The following is a 15,304-nucleotide window of genomic DNA, read 5'->3' on the forward strand; positions in this document are numbered from 1 at the left end:
AGCGGCCATCGGCCCCGGGAGGCCACCGGACGAGATCTCGGACCGCCGGAGCTGGTCATCGCTGCAGTCAGCCCTGCCGGGTCAGCCGCAACGTCCAGGCTTGCGGGCCCTCCTGCAGGTAGGTGACCTGCACCGGGTCCCGGTCGGCGATCTGGGCGAGCAGCGGCTTCGGGTCGTGCGGGGCGACCAGGTCCAGCGATCCTCCGGCGGGTACGGCGCCGAGGGCGCCGAACACGGTGGCGTGCCGGATGGCATGGGGGATCTCCCGCACGTCCAGCATCGGGATTCCCTCGTCCGTGCAGCCGCATGCGCACCCGGAGGCGCTCACATCGGTCACCGGCAGCGTCGCGGGAGCGGCGGGCTGTGCTTGGGGATCGGTCATCGTTCCTCCTCATGTTGGGCGCATCGCCGTGGCGAGAAACCACTGGTCGATTCCGGTGGTGGACCACCTCCTCGAATATTACACTCCGAATTGTGAATAATTCTGCTGCCTTCGGGCCGGTGCCGACGCCGGAGCCTTCGGCCGCTCCCGGTCCGGCGCAGCGCGTCCTGTCGACTCTCGGCCCGGCCGGCCAGACCGCCTCCGTGACGGACCTGAGCGCGGCCACCGGCACCCACCCGAACACCGTGCGCCGGGCCTTGTCGGACCTGCACACCGCCGGCCTGGTGCAGCGCTCCCGGGTACCCACCGGCGGTCGCGGCCGGCCGCACTACACCTACTCCCTGACCACCGCCGGCCGGCACGCCCAGCCGACCGGCAGGGCCTTCCGCGAGTACCGCAGCCTCACCGAGGCATTCGCCACCCACCTAGCGCAACGCTCCGACGATGCCGGGGCCGACGCCCGTGCGATCGGGCGGACCTGGGGCGCCTCGCTGGCCGAAGAACAGAACAGCAGCGCCCGCCCGGCCGCTGAGGACCGGGTGACCGACCTGCTCGCCGAGCTCGGCTTCGGGCCAGTGCCTGACGACGAGGGCACCGCCCTGCGCACCTGCCCACTGCTGGAACTGGCCAAGGAGATGCCCGAGGTCATCTGTCAGGTGCACCAGGGCCTGGTGGAGGGCGCACTGGAGAGCTATGGCGCACCCGCCGGCGACGTGCAGCTGACTCCGTTCGCCGAAGTCGGGGCCTGCCGGCTGCGCCTGCACGCCGAGCCGAGCCGAGCCGAGCCAATTCTCCGCTACCGCTGACGGAGAACCGGAAAGCGAACAATGAATCGCCCACTGAACTTCACGCACATTTCCGCGGAAATTAGTGCCGCCGAGCCGGCTCGATTTAAGCGACGTGAGCGTGCGGTAAATCGCCCTGGAAATCGCAGTTCGTGCTGGTTGCCGCCCCTATTCGGTCGGGTTATGTTAGGACGAAATACTCACTCGTCTGCAGTTCCTCAGGAGGGCACATGCTCGCCCCAGCAGTTACTGATCTGCCGATCGCGGCCGGGGGTGGTGCAGTGGGTCCGTGGCGGCGCGGGCTGCCGGCGCCGGCAGGCACCGAGCCCAGGGCGGGTGGCTCGCGATGACCCCGAGCAAGCTGTCCGTCGAGGGGCCGCTGGGGGCTGCGCTGGTGCAGACCCGCCGATTCTTCACCGCTGACGCCGAGGTCTCCGACGACAACCGCACCCTCAGTCTGACCGGTGGGCGCTCCGGCGATTCCTTCTACCGGGACCGGTGGAGCCACGACAAGGTGGTCCGCTCCACCCACGGGGTGAACTGCACCGGCTCGTGCTCGTGGAAGGTCTACGTCAAGGACGGGATCATCACCTGGGAGGCGCAGCAGACCGACTACCCCTCCGTAGGTGATGACCGGCCCGAGTACGAACCTCGCGGCTGCCCCCGTGGTGCGGCGTTCTCCTGGTACACCTACTCCCCCACCCGGGTGCGCTACCCGTACGTGCGCGGCACGTTGCTGTCGATGTTCCGCGAGGCCCGGGCACGCCTGGGCGATCCGGTGCTGGCCTGGGCCGAGATCGTGCAGGACCCGGAGAAGACCACGCGCTACAAGTCCGGGCGTGGCAAGGGCGGCCTGGTGCGAGCGACCTGGTCGGAGGCGGTGGAGCTGATCGCGGCCGCGCACGTGTACACGATCAAGCGCTGGGGTCCGGACCGGATCGCCGGGTTCTCCCCCATCCCGGCGATGTCGATGGTCAGCTATGCCTCCGGCGCCCGGTTCAACGAGCTCATCGGCGCTCCGATGCTCAGCTTCTACGACTGGTACGCCGACCTGCCGGTGGCCTCACCGCAGGTCTTCGGCGACCAGACCGACGTCCCCGAGTCCGGGGACTGGTGGGATGCTGCCCTGCTGATGATGTGGGGCTCGAACGTCCCGCTGACCCGCACCCCGGATGCGCACTGGATGACCGAGGCGCGCTACCGCGGCCAGAAGGTGATCGCGGTCGCTCCCGACTACGCCGAGAACGTCAAGTTCGCCGATGAGTGGATCTCTCCGGCTCCCGGCACCGACGCCGCTCTCGCCCTGGCGATGGGGCACGTGGTACTCAAAGAGTTCTTCGTAGACCGCAGCACGCCTTTCTTCGACGAATACGTGAAAACCTTCACCGACCTTCCTTTCTTGGTGCGGTTGGACAAGGCCGACGACGGAACGTGGCGTCCGGGGAAATTCCTCCTCGCCGCAGACTTCGACAATCCCGAGTCGACAGCAGAGAATTCTGAATTCAAACCCGCGGTCCTGGACCGGATCACCGATGCGCCGGTGGTCCCGAACGGGACGCTCGGGCACCGGTACGGCGACGAGGGCGAAGGTCGGTGGAACCTCGACCTGGGCGACGTGGACCCCGTGCTCACCCTGCACGCCGAGGGAGGCCCGAGCGAGCAGGTGCTGCTGCCCCGGTTCGACGCCCCGGACGGGAAGGTCGCCCACGAGCCGCGCGGCGTGCCGACCCGGCGCATCGGGGAGCACCTGGTGACCACGGTGTTCGACCTGATGCTGGCCCAGTACGGCGTGGCCCGGCCCGGACTCAGCGGCACCTGGCCGAGCGGGTACGACGATCCGACCACGGCCGCCACCCCCGCCTGGGCGTCCGAGATCACCTCGGTGCCGATGGAGAAGATCATCCGCCTGGGCCGGGAGTTCGCGCAGAACTCCGAGGACTCCCGGGGTCGGTCGATGATCCTGATGGGGGCCGGCACCAACCACTGGTACCACTCCGACCTGATCTACCGGGCGATGCTGATGCTCACCACGATCACCGGCTGCCAGGGGCGTAACGGCGGCGGGTGGGCGCACTACGTGGGGCAGGAGAAGGTGCGCCCGTTGACCGGGTTCCAGCACAGCGCGTTCGCCCTGGACTGGAGCCGGCCGCCGCGGCACATGAACCAGACCGCCTACTGGTACGTGAACACCAGCCAGTACCGGTACGACACCTACGACGCGGACACGGTCGGCGCCGGCACCGGCGCGTTCGCCGGGCAGTCGGTGATGGACCTACTGTCTCTGTCGGTACGGCTCGGATGGACGCCCAGCTACCCCACCTTCGACCGGAGCTCGCTGACGATCGCCGACCAGGCGGCCGAGGCCGGACAGGACCCGGTGAGCTACGCCGTCGACGAGCTGGCGAGCGGGCGGATGCGCTTCGCCGTCGAAGATCCGGAGGCGGAGGAGAACTGGCCCCGCCTGCTCACCCTGTGGCGCTCGAACCTGTTCGGCTCCAGTGCCAAGGGCAGCGAGTACTTCCTCAAGCACCTGCTCGGTACCGACCACGCGGTGACCGCCACTGAGGCCCCCGAGCGGCAACGCCCGGCGGGTGTGGAGTGGCCGGAGCAGGCACCGCAGGGCAAGCTCGACCTGCTGATGACGATCGACTTCCGGATGACCAGCTCGACCATTCTCTCCGACGTGGTGCTACCGGCGGCCACCTGGTACGAGAAGTACGACATCAACACCACGGACATGCACCCGTACGTGAACACCTTCAGCCCGGCCATCCCGCCGCCCTGGCAGTCGAAGACCGACTGGGACGCATGGAAGGCGATCGCCAAGACGTTCTCCGAGCTGGCCGGCACCCACCTGGGCACCCGGACCGACCTCGTCGCCAAACCGCTCTGGCACGACACTCCGGAGGCGATGGCCACCCCCCGCGGCGAGGTGAAGGACTGGCGGGCCGGGGAGTGTGCGCCGGTACCCGGCAAGACGCTGCCGGTGCTGGTCCCGGTGGAGCGGGACTACGCCGCCGTCTACGAAAAGATGACCTCGGTAGGGCCGCTGCTGGACCGGCTCGGCACCACCACCAAGGGCATCACCTACGACGTGCGGCCCGAGCTGGATCTGATCGCGGGACGAAACGGGCGCCGTCAGGGTGGCGTGGCCGATGGCCGCCCCGCGCTGGACACCGATGTGCAGGTGGCCGAGCTGATGCTGACGCTCTCCGGCACCACGAACGGGCGGCTGGCCACCGAAGGGTTCAAGACCTTGGAGAAGCGGGTCGGCCGGAACGACCTGCACCACCTGGCGGCGGAGAACGAGGGCAAGCGGATCACCTTCGCCGACGCCCAGATCGCGCCGGTGCCGGTGATCACCTCCCCGGAGTGGTCCGGTTCCGAAGCCGGCGGGCGACGGTACAGCCCGTTCACCATCAACATCGAGCACCTGAAACCGTTCCACACCCTCACCGGTCGCCAGCACTTCTACCTGGACCACGACTGGATGCAGGCGATGGGCGAGGCGCTGCCTGTCTACCGGCCGCCGCTGAACATGACCGAGCTGTTCGGCGAGGCGAAGATCGGCGAACAGAACGAGCTCGGGGTCTCGGTGCGCTACCTCACCCCGCACAACAAGTGGTCCATCCACTCCGAGTACCAGGACAACCTGTTCATGCTCAGCCTCTCCCGGGGCGGGCAGACGGTATGGATGTCCGACCGGGACGCGGCCAAGGTGGGGATCGCGGACAACGACTGGATCGAGCTGACCAACCGCAACGGCGTGGTGGCCGCACGCGCGGTGGTCAGCCACCGGATGCCCGAAGGCACCGTGTACATGCATCACGCCCAGGACCGGCTGATCGACGTGCCGCTGACCGAGCGGGACCGCAAGCGCGGCGGGATCCACAACTCGATGACCCGGATCATGGTCAAACCCAGCCACATCATCGGCGGCTACGCCCAGCTCGCGTACCAGTTCAACTACATCGGCCCGACCGGGAACAACCGGGACGAGGTCACGATGATCCGCAAGCGCACCGCGCCGGTGGAGTACTGACGTGGCCACACCTACCCGTAGGGAGTCAGCATGAAGGTCATGGCGCAGATGGCCATGGTGATGAACCTGGACAAGTGCATCGGCTGCCACACCTGCTCGGTGACCTGCAAGCAGGCGTGGACCAACCGGTCGGGCATGGAGTACGTCTGGTTCAACAACGTGGAGACCCGGCCCGGGCTCGGCTACCCGCGCGGGTACGAGGACCAGGAGAAGTGGCAGGGCGGCTGGGTCCGTGGCAAGAACGGCCGGCTCCAGCTGCGGGCCGGCGGGCGGGTGAAGAAGCTGCTGACCATCTTCTCCAACCCCAAGATGCCCTCCATCCAGGACTACTACGAACCCTGGACCTACGACTACGAGACGTTGCTGAACGCCCCGGCCCAGGACCAGGTACCGGTCGCCCAGCCGTACTCGCTGATCTCCGGGCAGAAGCACCAGATCACCTGGTCGGCGAACTGGGACGACGACCTCGGCGGCAGCCAGGAGCACGCAGTCAACGACCCGATGCTCAAGGGCCTCGAGGACAAGGTGAAGATGGAGTTCGAGGAGACCTTCATGTTCTACCTCCCTCGCATCTGCGAGCACTGCCTGAACCCCAGCTGTGCGGCCTCCTGCCCGTCCGGGGCGATCTACAAGCGGTCCGAGGACGGCATCGTGCTGGTGGACCAGGACAAGTGCCGCGGCTGGCGAATGTGCGTGACCGGCTGCCCGTACAAGAAGGTCTACTTCAACCACAAGACCGGCAAGGCGGAGAAGTGCACGTTCTGCTATCCGCGGATCGAGGTGGGCATCCCCACAGTGTGTGCGGAGACCTGCGTGGGCCGGCTGCGCTACATCGGGCTGGTGCTCTACGACGCCGACAAGGTGCTCGAGGCCGCGTCGGTCGAGGATGAGCATGAGCTGTACGACGCTCAGCGTGAGGTGTTCCTGGACCCCCACGATCCGCAGGTGCAGCGCGCGGCCGAGGCCGAGGGGATCCCGCTGGACTGGATCGAAGCCGCGCAGCGCTCCCCGATCTACACGCTGATCAACAAGTACAAGGTGGCGCTGCCGCTGCACCCGGAATACCGCACCATGCCGATGGTCTGGTACATCCCGCCGCTGTCCCCGGTGGTGGATGCCGTCTCCGATACCGGAGCCGACGCTGAGGACGCCCCGACCCTGTTCGCGGCGATCGAGAAGATGCGCATCCCGATGGAGTACCTGGCGAACCTGTTCACCGCCGGGGATACCGCACCGATCGAGCGGGTGCTGCGCCGGATGGCTGCGATGCGCTCCTACATGCGAGACATCAACCTGGACAACGACACCCAGCCGGAGATTCCCGCGTCGGTGGGGATGACCGAGGACGAGATGTACGCGATGTACCGGCTGCTCGCCCTGGCCAAGTACGACGAGCGGTACGTGATCCCCTCGGCGCACGGCGAGGAGGCACACGCGCTGGAGGAGCTGGCCACCGACTGCCCGGTGAGTGGCTTCGACGAGGAGCTCACCCGCGGGTCCGGACCGTTCGGCGAGGGCTCGGGCGGCTACTCCACCGTCGCGGTGGAGAACTTCCAGATGCTGCAGAACCGGCAGACCTCGGACCAGCTGGCCGGTGGTGGGTCCAAAGCCGGCCGGGTGAACCTGCTGAACTGGGACGGCAAGGGGATGCCTCCGGGTCTGTTCCCCGAGCCCGACGGCGAACGTGAGCCTTCGGACCAGCCATGATGCGCACCTGGCGCCGGCACCGGCGCACCCGACCGGCGATGGAGGCGCGCCAGCAGGCTGCGGTGTGGCAGTGCGTGTCGCTGCTGCTGGAGTATCCCGAGCCGGCGTTGGTCGAGCGGCTGGACCTGCTTGCCGAGGTCGCCGGTGAGCTTCCTCCAGCGGCCGGGGAGCCGATCGGCGCCCTGGTGGCCCACCTGCAGGACCGAGGCTTGCGCGAGCTGCAGGTGGAGTATGTGGACACCTTCGACGTGACCCGCAAGTGCAGTCTGCACCTGACCTACTTCACCGATGGCGACACCCGCAAGCGTGGTGTCTCGCTGGTCCAGTTCAAGCAGGCCTACCGCCGCGGCGGCGTGCACCTGACCGATGAGCAGGCGGAGCTGCCGGACCACCTGTGCGTGCTGCTGGAGTTCGGTGCGGTGCACGATCCGGACACCGCCTGGCGGCTGCTGAACGACCACCGGGTGGGCATCGAGCTGCTGAACCGGGCCCTGGAGCAGCGCACCTCACCCTGGCGGTATGCGATACGGGCACTGCGAGCCACGCTGCCCGAGCTCGGTGGGGATGACGAGGACGCACTGCGCCGGCTGATCGCCGAAGGCCCGCCGAGCGAACAGGTGGGGCTGGACTCCTCCCCCTACGCCGCCTTCGACCCGGCACTGGATGGCCCGGCCGAACGGCACCCGCTGGCACAGGACCCGCACGCCTCCGGCCCGCCCGGGGTCGGCGTCCCTGCTGGCGTGGCTGGACAGCCCGCCGGCGCGGGGCGGCCCGGCGAGGTGGCACACCTGGGGCCCACCATCGACGTCGGGCACCGACGATGACCCCCTGCAGACCGACTCGGATCGGAGCCTGGCGATGAACATCGCACTGTGGATCGTCTTCCCCTACGTCTGTCTCGCGATCTTCATCGGCGGACACATCTGGCGCTACCAGTACGACAAGTTCGGCTGGACGACCCGGTCCTCACAGCTGTACGAGCGCAAGCTGCTGCGGATCGCCAGCCCGCTGTTCCACTTCGGCATGCTCGGGGTGGCGGCTGGCCACTTCCTCGGCCTGGTGATCCCGCAAACCTGGACGGACGGCATCGGGCTGAGCCACACCGCCTACCACGTGATTGCGATGGCCGCTGGTATCCCCGCCGGGATCGCCTCCCTGGCCGGGCTCGCTCTGTTGATCTACCGACGGCGGACCGTCGGCCCGGTCTTCCGCGCCACCACGATCAACGACAAGGTGATGTACGCGATGCTCGCCTTGGTGATGGTGCTCGGGATCTGGAACACGATCGCCGGTGGGGTGTTCAACCTCGGCGGGGAGTACAACTACCGCGAGGGTGTCTCCATCTACTTCCGGGAGATCTTCTACCTGCAGCCGGACGCGACCCTGATGGAGTTCGCGCCGTTCGGCTTCCAGGCGCACGCTCTTGCCGCGTTCGGGTTGTTTGCGATCTGGCCGTTCACCCGGCTGGTGCACGTGTTCAGCGCGCCGATCGGGTACCTCACCCGGCCGTACATCGTCTACCGCAGCCGGGACAGCCGCACCGGGTCCGGGACCGGGTCTCGGGCCCCGAAACGCGGCTGGGAAAAGGTGCAGTGACGCCGCACGAGGGGGCTGTAGCCGGTGCGGGAGACGGTTCCACTGGGCCCGGAACGGTCAGCGGCGGATCTGGTGGACTAGGCGGATCCGGCGGGCCAGGCAGACCCGGGGGGCCAGGCAGACCCGGGGGGCCAGGCGGGCCAGCCAGACCCGGGGCGCCAGGCGAGCCAGGTGAATCCAGAAGGCCCACGTTCGACGCGCTGATCCTCGCCGGCGGGCAGGGCCGGCGCCTGGGCGGGCGGGACAAGGCCACACTGCCGGTGGCCGGGCAACCGCTGCTGCAACGGGTACTTGCCGCGTGTACCGGGGCGCAGCGGGTGGTGCTGGTGGGCCCGGGCCCAGCGCCGGACGGCGTGCTGCGAGTTCAGGAGGACCCCCCTGGCGGCGGACCGGTGGCCGGGATCGTGGCCGGCCTGGCGCAGGTGCGCAGCCCCTGGGTGCTGGTGCTGGCGGTGGACCAGCCGGATGCGGCCCGGGCGACACCGGCCCTGGTGGCCGCTCTCGCCGATGAGCCGGAGGCCGATCTGCTCTGCCACCGGGACGGTACCGGGCACCCGCAGTGGCTGCTCGGCGCCTATCGCGCGCGGGCGCTGCGCGAGGTGCTCGCACCGTTGGGGGCCGGGCACGGTGTTCCGGTGGCACGGGTGGCCGACGGACTGCGGATGGTCGAGATCAGCGACGGCGCCGCGCATGTGGGCGATATCGACACCTGGGACGATCACGCCGCTTGGGAGCGCCGCCTGCGCGACTAGCACCGCCCGCCACACACTCCGCGTCACCCACCCATCGGAGGTAGGTTGCGGGATCGGAGCGAAGCTAGAAGTCGCCTCCGATCCCGCAACCTACCTCCGTTGGGGCGGGCGGCGAGTGCCGGGTGGAGCGGCGATGACCGGGCAGCTGGGGCGCCGACTACTCGAGGCGGGTGGGGAGCGGATACCCGGACACGGTGCTCAGCGGGCGTTCAGGATGTCGACGACGAACACCAGGGTGTCGTCGCCGCCGATGCCCGCCTGCGGCACGCCGCGGGGGCCGTAACCCTCGTGCGGCGGGATCGCCACCAGCACCCGGGAGCCGATCGGCTGACCGACCAGGCTGTTGTCCCAGCCGGCGATCACCGTGCCGACGCCGATCGGGAACTCGATCGACGAGCCGCGGTCGTAGGAGTTGTCGAACATCGACCCGCCCCAGACCTCGCCGTAGTAGTTCACCTCGATGGTCTGGCCGGCCTCCACCAGTGGGCCGTCGCCCGGGCTGAGCACCTGGATGGCGAGCTCGGCCGGTGCCGGGCTGTCCGGGAAGGTGAGCGTGGGCTTATCGCCGAAGGAACCGGAGGCGGTGGGCAGATCGGTCATCAGGGGTCCGTTCATGGTCGGGAGCTTTCCTGCTCCACCCTACGGGCGGCCACCCGCCGCACACCAACCCCGGGCCTCCCACGCCCCGCCTCCGCAGACAAGCTCGCGCCACCAGGCCGGCATGGCAGCGGCCCGCGCCCCCAGGCACACCAGCTTGGCCGGGCAACCGGATCAGGCCCGAGTCCCGGCCATCGCTAGGCGAGCGCCCGGCATGCGAAACGGGCGCCCGGACAATGCCGGCCGCCCGTCTCGCGCACCTCGAGAAGTGCAGGGCCGTCCAGCGCCGTCGCGCAGCGCTGGACGAGGAACGCCTGTCGTTCGGTGGCTCAGTCGCCGCCGCGCAGGATCGCCAGGATGCGGAGGAACTCGATGTACAGCCAGATCAGCGTCACGGTGATGCCGAAGGCAGCGGCCCAGGCGAACTTGCGCGGCGCACCGGCCTCCACACCCCGCTTGATCGCATCGAAGTCCATGACCAGGCTCATCGCGGCCAGCAGCACAGCAACCGCGCCGATCACCACGCCGATTGGGAGACCGAAGATCTCCATGCTGCGCATCCCGAAGGCGCCACCCATGTCGGTGAACCACATGACGCCCAGGTTCACCAGGCAGAAGATGCCGTAGCTGATCAACCCGATCATCAGGACCTTGGTGAACTTCGGGGTCACCCGCACCTTGCCGGACTTGAACAGCGCGAGGGTCACACCGAAGGTGACGAACGTGGCCAGTACGGCCTGGACCACGATCCCGGGCCAGAGCGTCTCGAAGAACCCGGAGATCATCCCCAGGAACACACCTTCCAGGGCTGCGTAGCCGAGGATCAGCGCCGGGCTGGGCTCCCGCTTGAACGCGTTCACCAGGCCGAGCACGAACCCGCCGAGGGCTCCGACGATCATCGCGGGGAGCGTCAGTGCGGGTGGCACCAGGAACCAGGAGGCGACCGCGACGCCGACCACCACGGCCAGCACACCCGCGGTCTTCATGATCACGTCGTCATAGGTGAGCCGTCCGGTCTGCGCCGACCCGGCGGATGGGCCGTAGAAGGACTGCTCCACCCCGGCGAACTGCTGCTCGTAGCCCGGCGTGGCCGTGGCCTGCGCGCCGCCCGGGATCGGCTGGTTGCCCCACGGGCCGCCCTGCTGCTGCGCCTGGCCCCGTGCCTGGCCGCGACTCGGGTAGGGGTTGACTGCTCTGCGTTCCCCGAAGATCTTGCTGTTACTGAAGTACGGATTGCTCATCGTGCCTCCTGGTCGCGACGGCCAGGCCGCGGTCGCGGACTGACGGGGGCGTTCCTGAACCCCATCCTAGGTGTCATACCCCGCGTGAACCGACCGGCCGCGGCAGAATTTCTCCCACTGTGACCGGTCCGTGACACATCGGGTGCGTCTACCCATGCAACGACCGACCAGTGCGCGATGTTCCCCGTCACCGCCAGGAGTTTCCGCGCGCGCCGCCGCCGGCAGGTGAGCCACACCACCAGAGCTCCGACCTAAGGATGAGTTCTCCGCCCCCGGACCGACCCTCGGGCCGGTGCAGAATCCCCCTACAGCAGGTGTCCTCAGCCGTTCCGGCGCAATAACGTGGGACACGGATCGGCGATACAGCGCATGATCGCGACAGAGAGCGAGACCACCATGATCGAGGCACACGGCCTGACGAAGAGATACGGCGAGAAGACCGCCGTCGACAATGTGTCCTTCACGGTCGAGCCCGGCCGGGTGACCGGCTTCCTCGGCCCGAACGGTGCCGGGAAGTCGACCACCATGCGGATGGCGGTCGGGCTGGACCACCCCACGGCCGGCCACATCACCGTCAACGGCAAGCCCTTCAGCCAGCACAAGGCCCCGCTGCGCGAGGTCGGTGCCCTGCTGGAGGCCAAAGCGGTGCACACCGGCCGGAACGCCACCAACCACCTGCGCGGCCTGGCTGCTACCCACGGCATCGGCCGCAAGCGGGTGAACGAGGTCATCGAGATGACCGGCCTGGGTGCGGTCGCTGGTAAGCGCGTCGGCGGCTTCTCCCTCGGGATGGGCCAGCGGCTCGGTATCGCTGCCGCCATGCTGGGCGACCCGCGCACGCTGATCCTGGACGAGCCGGTGAACGGCCTCGACCCGGAGGGTGTGAAGTGGGTGCGGACCTTGGTCCGCTACCTGGCCGACGAGGGCCGCACCGTCTTCCTCTCCTCACACCTGATGAGCGAGATGGCCATCACTGCGGACTCGCTGATCGTGATCGGCCGCGGCAAGATCATCGCCCAGGGTCCGGTGCAGGCGATCATCGACTCCTCCAGCACCGCCTCGGTGCGGGTGCGTTCGCCGCAGTCCGGCGATCTGGCCACCCGGTTGCACGGTGACGGCGTGACCGTCACCTCCGTGGAGGGCTCGCTGCTGGAGGTCTCCGGACTGACAGCAGAGCAGGTCGGTGAGGCCGCTGCCGCCGCCGGCATCGTCCTGCACGAGCTCACCCCCCAGCGCGCCTCCCTCGAGGACGCGTTCATGTCCCTGACCGCGGACGATGTGGAGTACCACTCCACGGACGTCCCGGAGAACGAAGGAGCCCTGCAGTGACCGCCGCCGCCACCGCCCGTCGCGCCGACCCGCTGGCCGGCGCCCATGTCACCTTCGGCCGAGTGCTGGGCTCGGAGTGGATCAAGTTCACCAGCCTGCGCTCCACCGTCTGGACGATCGCCGTCACCCTGGTGGTGATGGTCGGCTTCGCCCTGCTGATGGCCTGGGGGATGTCCTTCGCCAACGAGGCACCCGCGGGCGCTGAGGCGCCGCCGATGCCCGACGGTGCCATGCTCGGCCTGGCCGCAGTGACTACCAGTTACGGCCTGGCACAGATCGTCATGGCGGTCTGGGGTGTGCTGGTGATCAGCGGTGAGTACAGCACCGGCCAGATCCGCTCCACCCTCACCGCAGTACCCACCCGCCTGCCGGTGCTCGCCGCCAAGGGCCTGCTGATGGCTCTCGCCTCGTTCATCGTCGGTGCCCTCGGCGTAGCGCTCTCGGTGCTGGCAACGGCTCCGATCCTGTCCTCGAACGACATGGCGCTGGACCTCGGCGACAGCGCGACCCAACAGGTGCTGATCGGCGTGCCGCTGTACCTGACCGGTATCACGCTGCTCGCCCTCGGGATCGGCGCCCTGGTGCGACACTCCGCCGGAGGGATCGCGGTGGTGCTCGGTCTGATCATCGTGCTGCCGATCCTGACCACCATCCCGCTGGACTTCATCGACACGATCGCTCCGTACTTCCCGTCCGCCGCCGGTGAGCGGATCGTGATGGGGGAGATGACCGGCGCGGTCCTTACTCCGTGGCAGGGCTACGGCGTGTTCATGATCTACGTGGTCGCCGCTCTGGCGGCTGCGGGTGTGCTGCTGCGTCGGAGGGACGCCTGAGCACACGTGGAGGGCAGACGCCGGCGGGTACCCACCCGCCGGCGTCTGGTGTGTGCGGGACCGAACCGGACACGCTCGACGGCGCAGGTCCCGGGGAAGAGGTCGTCGCACCTCCCGTAGTGGCCGAGGAGGACTTTGCGCGCCGAGGGCCGGTGCGCCGGTTCATTCGCCGCCACCCCTGGGTGATGGACCTGGTGGTAGTCGCGGTCTTCCTCCTGCCGAACGTCATCTCGACGACGTTCATCGGCTCCGCCTGGATGCACCTGACAGTGGCCGTGGTGATCGCCGTCGCACTGATGTGGCGGCGTAAGTACCCGATCGCGGTGACGGCACTGTCGGTGGTGCTGGGCGTAGCTGCCATCGGCTCCTCCGGTACACCCGGCGATGCCGACCTGGCGGTCGCATTCGGCCTCTACGCCGTAGTCACCGTACGAGGCAGCCGGACCGGCTGGCTCTGCCTCGCGGGCACGACAGTGGCGTACTCGCTGGCGTTGTCGGCCTGGGCCCAGCCGGCCGTGCTGGACCTCTTCGGCGCGCCGTCGATCGGGCGCCCGCAGTTCGTGATAAGCAACGTGGCATCGTTGCTGGTTCTCTGGCTGATCGCCGTCGCCATCGGCTTGAACGTACGCAACCGGCGCGATCAGATCCAGCGCCTGGTGGACCAGGCGAACCAGTTCCGCCTGGAACGGGACCAGCGGGAACTGCTCGCCGCCGCCTCCGAACGAGCGCGGATCGCTCGGGAGATGCACGACGTCGTCGCGCACAGCCTGTCCGTGATGGTCGCCCTCGCCGATGGTGCACAGGCGAGCCTGCGCAAGACACCGGACCGGTCCGCGACAGCCCTGACCGAGCTGTCCGGAACCGGCCGGGCCGCCCTGACCGATATGCGCCGCATCCTCGGCGTGCTGCGAGCCGAGCCCACGGACGCCGAGGCCGCGCTCAGCCCACAGCCGGGGGCGCCTGCGCTGGAGGACCTGATCGACCGGTTCCGCGCCACCGGGCTGGACGTCGCCTACAGCCACACCGGCCCGCCGTTGCCGGAGGACGCCGGACTGCAGCTGACCACCTACCGGGTGGTGCAGGAGGGGCTGACGAATGTGCTCCGGCACGCACCTGGGGCGGGTGGGATCGCCGTCTCCGTGCTGCACCAGGGGGAGATGGTGACCATCCGGGTGCGCAACGACCGGCCGGCCCGGCCCGGGGAGGCACGCGCCGGAAGCGGTCAGGGGCTGGTCGGCATGCGCCAGCGCGCCGCGGTCTACGATGGCACCGTGGAAGCCGGGCCGGACGGGGGCGGATGGACGATGACCGCGCGCCTGCACGTCCCGAACGGCATCGAAGCGGGGGCCTCATGATCTCCGTGCTGCTGGTGGACGACCAGTCGCTGCTCCGGCTCGGTTTCCGGATGGTGCTCGAGGCCGAGGACGATCTCGACGTGGTCGGTGAGGCCGGCGACGGTGCCACGGCCGTGCGGATGGCCCGCGAGCTGAACCCGGACGTCGTGCTGATGGACGTGCGGATGCCGGGGACGAACGGGATCGAGGCGACCGGTCAGATCACCGCCACACTGCCGGAGACCAAAGTGATTATCCTCACCACCTTCGATCTGGACGAATATGCCTTCGCGGGGCTGCGTGCCGGTGCTTCCGGCTTCCAGCTGAAGGACTCCGAACCGGCCGAACTGGTCGGTGCGATCCGCACCGTGCACAGCGGTGATGCGGTCGTTTCCCCCAGGATCACGCGGCGAATGCTGGAGATGTTCGCCGATCGGCTCCCCCAGGACGCCGAGGGCGCGGTGGCCGATCCGACCAGCGCCGGCCCGGCCTCGCACCTCACGGAGAGGGAGCGTGAGGTACTCCTGGCCATCGCCCACGGACTGTCCAACTCCGAAATTGCTGCCCGTTTGTACGTGTCCGAGGCGACAGTGAAGACTCATGTGGGTAAGGTGCTGGCAAAACTGGGGTTGCGAGATCGCGTCCAGGCAGTCGTGTATGCCTATGAAACCGGGTTGATCCGCCCCGCGTGAACGCATGGTGCTCG

Annotated in this window: 13 protein-coding genes; 10 read left to right on the forward strand and 3 right to left on the reverse strand. The window is 68.8% G+C overall.

Translation table 11 applies throughout. The annotated features are described in order from the left end of the window. Nucleotides 1–67 precede the first annotated feature (67 nt). Nucleotides 68–382: a DUF2249 domain-containing protein gene (locus tag FU260_RS17270; RefSeq protein WP_147918172.1), complete on the reverse strand. Its 315-nt coding sequence runs from the start codon at nucleotides 380–382 to the stop codon at nucleotides 68–70. Nucleotides 383–474: 92 nt separating this feature from the next. On the opposite strand from FU260_RS17270, the gene FU260_RS17275 reads away from it, so the two are divergent. From FU260_RS17275 to mobA, 6 genes are all read left to right on the forward strand, one after another. Next, nucleotides 475–1,188 carry a helix-turn-helix transcriptional regulator gene (locus FU260_RS17275; RefSeq protein ID WP_168211830.1) on the forward strand — a complete coding sequence of 238 codons (714 nt, stop codon included), beginning with the start codon at nucleotides 475–477 and terminating at the stop codon, nucleotides 1,186–1,188. A 325-nt stretch (nucleotides 1,189–1,513) separates the two neighbouring features. Then, the gene (locus FU260_RS17280) at nucleotides 1,514–5,209 is read left to right on the forward strand and encodes a nitrate reductase subunit alpha (protein ID WP_147918174.1); all 3,696 of its coding nucleotides are present in this window, start codon (nucleotides 1,514–1,516) and stop codon (nucleotides 5,207–5,209) included. A 30-nt stretch (nucleotides 5,210–5,239) separates the two neighbouring features. Continuing rightward, entirely contained in the window at nucleotides 5,240–6,916 is a 1,677-nt protein-coding gene (narH, locus tag FU260_RS17285; protein WP_147918175.1) for a nitrate reductase subunit beta, read from the forward strand. After that, the gene (gene narJ, locus FU260_RS17290; protein WP_235912289.1) at nucleotides 6,913–7,740 is read left to right on the forward strand and encodes a nitrate reductase molybdenum cofactor assembly chaperone; all 828 of its coding nucleotides are present in this window, start codon (nucleotides 6,913–6,915) and stop codon (nucleotides 7,738–7,740) included. Before narH ends, narJ begins: the two co-directional genes overlap by 4 nt. A gap of 34 nt (nucleotides 7,741–7,774) precedes the next feature. Further along, entirely contained in the window at nucleotides 7,775–8,512 is a 738-nt protein-coding gene (narI, locus tag FU260_RS17295; protein WP_147918176.1) for a respiratory nitrate reductase subunit gamma, read from the forward strand. A gap of 203 nt (nucleotides 8,513–8,715) precedes the next feature. After that, nucleotides 8,716–9,264 carry a molybdenum cofactor guanylyltransferase gene (gene mobA, locus FU260_RS17300; protein WP_280527394.1) on the forward strand — a complete coding sequence of 183 codons (549 nt, stop codon included), beginning with the start codon at nucleotides 8,716–8,718 and terminating at the stop codon, nucleotides 9,262–9,264. A gap of 198 nt (nucleotides 9,265–9,462) precedes the next feature. On the opposite strand, the gene FU260_RS17305 is transcribed toward mobA, so the two are convergent. Together FU260_RS17305 and FU260_RS17310 are read right to left on the reverse strand one after the other, a co-directional pair. Beyond that, nucleotides 9,463–9,879 (reverse strand): FKBP-type peptidyl-prolyl cis-trans isomerase, encoded by a 417-nt coding sequence (locus FU260_RS17305; RefSeq protein WP_235912288.1) that lies wholly within the window; start codon nucleotides 9,877–9,879, stop codon nucleotides 9,463–9,465. 311 nt (nucleotides 9,880–10,190) lie between these two features. Continuing rightward, nucleotides 10,191–11,102: a Bax inhibitor-1/YccA family protein gene (locus FU260_RS17310; protein WP_147918177.1), complete on the reverse strand. Its 912-nt coding sequence runs from the start codon at nucleotides 11,100–11,102 to the stop codon at nucleotides 10,191–10,193. A 396-nt stretch (nucleotides 11,103–11,498) separates the two neighbouring features. On the opposite strand from FU260_RS17310, the gene FU260_RS17315 reads away from it, so the two are divergent. From FU260_RS17315 to FU260_RS17330, 4 genes are read left to right on the forward strand one after another with little or no spacing between them, the layout of a single operon-like run. Then, a complete protein-coding gene (locus FU260_RS17315) occupies nucleotides 11,499–12,431 on the forward strand; it encodes an ABC transporter ATP-binding protein (RefSeq protein WP_147919587.1) in 933 nt (310 codons plus the stop codon). Continuing rightward, nucleotides 12,428–13,264 (forward strand): ABC transporter permease, encoded by an 837-nt coding sequence (locus FU260_RS17320; protein WP_147918178.1) that lies wholly within the window; start codon nucleotides 12,428–12,430, stop codon nucleotides 13,262–13,264. The genes FU260_RS17315 and FU260_RS17320 overlap by 4 nt, the downstream gene beginning before the upstream one ends. A 50-nt stretch (nucleotides 13,265–13,314) precedes the next feature. After that, the gene (locus FU260_RS17325; RefSeq protein WP_147918179.1) at nucleotides 13,315–14,619 is read left to right on the forward strand and encodes a sensor histidine kinase; all 1,305 of its coding nucleotides are present in this window, start codon (nucleotides 13,315–13,317) and stop codon (nucleotides 14,617–14,619) included. Next, entirely contained in the window at nucleotides 14,616–15,290 is a 675-nt protein-coding gene (locus FU260_RS17330; RefSeq protein ID WP_147918180.1) for a response regulator, read from the forward strand. Before FU260_RS17325 ends, FU260_RS17330 begins: the two co-directional genes overlap by 4 nt. Nucleotides 15,291–15,304: the final 14 nt, after the last annotated feature.

The organism is Ruania zhangjianzhongii, from assembly GCF_008000995.1.
Lineage (GTDB): Bacteria > Actinomycetota > Actinomycetes > Actinomycetales > Beutenbergiaceae > Ruania > Ruania zhangjianzhongii.

Coding starts and splice junctions, on each gene's coding strand:
- FU260_RS17280 (WP_147918174.1), top strand. CDS start 1,514: ATGACCCCGAGCAAGCTGTCCGTCGAGGGGCCGCTGGGGGCTGCGCTG.
- FU260_RS17315 (WP_147919587.1), top strand. CDS start 11,499: ATGATCGAGGCACACGGCCTGACGAAGAGATACGGCGAGAAGACCGCC.
- narJ (WP_235912289.1), top strand. CDS start 6,913: ATGATGCGCACCTGGCGCCGGCACCGGCGCACCCGACCGGCGATGGAG.
- FU260_RS17305 (WP_235912288.1), bottom strand. CDS start 9,879: ATGAACGGACCCCTGATGACCGATCTGCCCACCGCCTCCGGTTCCTTC.
- narH (WP_147918175.1), top strand. CDS start 5,240: ATGAAGGTCATGGCGCAGATGGCCATGGTGATGAACCTGGACAAGTGC.
- FU260_RS17270 (WP_147918172.1), bottom strand. CDS start 382: ATGACCGATCCCCAAGCACAGCCCGCCGCTCCCGCGACGCTGCCGGTG.
- FU260_RS17310 (WP_147918177.1), bottom strand. CDS start 11,102: ATGAGCAATCCGTACTTCAGTAACAGCAAGATCTTCGGGGAACGCAGA.
- FU260_RS17330 (WP_147918180.1), top strand. CDS start 14,616: ATGATCTCCGTGCTGCTGGTGGACGACCAGTCGCTGCTCCGGCTCGGT.
- narI (WP_147918176.1), top strand. CDS start 7,775: ATGAACATCGCACTGTGGATCGTCTTCCCCTACGTCTGTCTCGCGATC.